Source organism: Corynebacterium sp. HMSC035E02, from assembly GCF_001836065.1.
GTDB classification, from domain to species: domain Bacteria; phylum Actinomycetota; class Actinomycetes; order Mycobacteriales; family Mycobacteriaceae; genus Corynebacterium; species Corynebacterium hiratae.
On sequence record NZ_KV827330.1, the window covers coordinates 1 to 259 of the forward strand.

The window sequence follows — 259 nt, forward strand, 5'->3', positions numbered from 1 at the left end:
CATGGCCCCGACCCAGGTTTTATAGGTGGCTCTTCGGGCTTGAGCACGAGCCATCGCATGTGGATTATTAGGGTTGGTGGTGGAAAAGAAGAAGGTAGGCGGGCGTGTAGCAGTAGTGGTCATGGTCTCCCCCGAGATCAACATGAGTTAGAAGAAGTGTTCTAACCATGATTCTAGTACCACACACCCCACATAGCCATAGCCAGCACTAAATTCATGTCAAGTTGTCACTATAAACGGGGGTAGTCACCATGGGTTA